This is a genomic window from Microcoleus sp. S13_C5 (assembly GCF_036700845.1).
Taxonomy (GTDB): domain Bacteria; phylum Cyanobacteriota; class Cyanobacteriia; order Cyanobacteriales; family Microcoleaceae; genus Microcoleus.
Map to the genome: position 1 here is coordinate 1 of NZ_JAUBPR010000253.1, position 2,338 is coordinate 2,338.

A 2,338-nucleotide genomic window follows, 5' to 3' on the forward strand; every position below is an offset into this window, starting at 1 on the left:
AATTAAATCTGGCGCGTGATCGTCAGCAAATAGCCTTGCCCCACTGGTTTACTCTTTTGACAATTAATCCACCCTGCGCCCTATGTATTGCCTAGGGGATGGTCATGCCGGGATTTGGAACATATTTAAAGAAATTGGAGACAATGAACAAAGACAAGAAATCTTAGATTGGTATCATCTCAAAGAAAATCTCTACAAGGTAGGGGGTTCAATAAAAAAAATAAAATCAGTAGAAAATATGTTATGGCAAGGCAAAATTGAGGAAGTTATAAATTTATTTAAAGACTGTAAAGATCGAGCATTTAAAACGTTTTGCAATTATTTAGAGACCCATCGCTGTCGAATAGTCAATTACCAATACTACAAAGAAGAATCCATAAGTTCGATTGGTTCAGGAACAATTGAATCAATAATTAAACGCATTGGATTAAGGGTGAAAATATCGGGAGCGCAATGGAATATTGAGAACGTTTCGTCTATCCTTGCTCTTCGCTGTGCTTATCTCAACGGTCAACTTTCAATTTGATGTATTTGCCAAACTGAGATGCACCCTTAAAATTTTGCTTCTGAGAGCGAGTGCGACCATTTTTTAATATGTATTCAGAGTTACACTTGGGACAGTTCATAAGCTAAAAATTAAGGTAGGTTAAAAGAATAAAATTATAACACATTTTCCTTGCTATGCAGGACTACCCAGCAGACGGTAGTAATAAATATGTAGTGAAGTTTAATTATAGTAATTGAATACATAGGATAATTTTATAAATGATACAATCCAATTTTGTGATTTTAATATTTTTTTACGCGCTCGAATGTAGATTTAGTTACACTTATGCTATCATAAGTAACTCTTGCTGGAATCCTTGATATCTGCCAACATGAGTTTAGTCATGTACTATGCTATTTTTACGACCAGACTGCCCTGATTGTGGTTCAAATCACCTAGTTAAAAATGGTAGAATTCATAATAAAAAACCAAAATACAAATGTCAAAGTTGCGGTCGCCAATTTGTCGAAAATCAGAAAAACAAAGTAATTAGCTCACAAACAAAAGATTTAATAAATCGACTTCTTTTGGAGAAGATTTCTTTGGCGGGTATAGCTAGAAGCACGGGTGTTTCTCAAAAATGGTTACAGGATTACGTAAATAATAAATATGCCTCAATCGAACGCACAGTAAAGGTTAAACCTAAAAAAAAGTCATATTGAATGTTGAATGTGATGAACTGTGGTCATTTGTATATTCCAAAGAAAATAAGCAATGGGTGTGGTTAGCTATGGATAGAGAAACCAGAGAAATTATTGGTGTTTATATTGGCGATCGTAGCGAAGAAGGAGCAAAACAATTATGGAATTCTCTACCTCCTGTTTATCGACAATGTGCTGTTTGTTATACAGATTTTTGGCAGGCTTATGCTTGTATTTTTCCAAGTAAACGCCATCAGCCAGTTGGTAAAGACAGTGGAAAAACTAATCACATTGAAAGATTTAATAATACTTTGCGCCAACGTGTTTCTCGGATCGTAAGAAAGACTCTTTCATTTTCTAAAAAGTTAGAAAACCATATTGGTGCTATTTGGTATTTTATTCATCATTACAACTATGTTTTGAGCCAATGAATATCTAATCACTACATATTTATCACTACCTACATAATTTTGATGGGTGTGACGTATTCAACGTAGTTCCCCATCCAGTTTAAGGGTGGGGCAGGTTGTGCGGGTCACTAGCCAGCGGGCCGCAGGTCAGCGGGGTGACCAGGGCTTTCAACCTCCGAGCGATATTAGCTTTAGTGCCACGTGCATCCGGATCTTTCAACCTAGCGATCGCAACGATGGCAACGGCATTTTGTTTAGGACTAGATCAATATCCCCCTCCTGTAGCCCCTGCTCAATATTGCCTCTTTGTAAGGGTTATGGCTCGGTTGGCGCGGTAGGGATAACTTGAACATCAACAACCGTATCGGTTTTATCCGGGCGGGGAGCATACGGTGAAGTTGATGCGGATGCGGAGTCGGTGGCTGTTGCTAAATGCGAGCGCTTGCCAAAATTCAACGACAATAAACTTTGCTCGCTTTCATTTCCATTATGAGCGATAGTTCAGAGGGGTATTCTGATCCCCCCCATCGAAGCCAGCGAGAGGGATGCTGCTAGTGGACTTGAACATTCACCTTTGCTGCCGAAAAGTTGACGAAGTGCAACGCTTCTGGAGCCTTGATAGTCAAAGTATTGAAGCCTCTGAACCTCAAAAAAGATAGCGAATTAAGTAGTCAAACAAAATTAATTACACAAACAACTAATATGATATAATAAAAAATATCAAGTTGTGTTCAAAGAAG

Annotated in this window: 2 protein-coding genes and 1 pseudogene; 2 read left to right on the top strand and 1 reads right to left on the bottom strand. The window is 38.0% G+C overall.

What is annotated here, in order from left to right; translation table 11 throughout:
* Positions 1 to 73 precede the first annotated feature (73 nt).
* Positions 74 to 526: pseudogene (locus tag QUA04_RS29340) on the top strand (ISKra4 family transposase); the annotation flags it as partial.
* On the opposite strand, the gene QUA04_RS30135 reads toward QUA04_RS29340, so the two are convergent.
* Positions 504 to 626: a transposase-like zinc-binding domain-containing protein gene (locus tag QUA04_RS30135; RefSeq protein ID WP_445242397.1), complete on the bottom strand. Its 123-nt coding sequence runs from the start codon at positions 624 to 626 to the stop codon at positions 504 to 506. The pseudogene QUA04_RS29340 and the gene QUA04_RS30135 overlap by 23 nt on opposite strands.
* 271 nt (positions 627 to 897) lie before the next feature.
* Here QUA04_RS30135 and QUA04_RS29345 point away from each other — a divergent pair.
* A protein-coding gene (locus QUA04_RS29345; protein WP_333264229.1) for an IS1 family transposase occupies positions 898 to 1,619 on the top strand; the annotation gives its coding sequence in 2 pieces (ribosomal slippage) (positions 898 to 1,204 and positions 1,204 to 1,619; 723 coding nt in all).
* Positions 1,620 to 2,338: the final 719 nt, after the last annotated feature.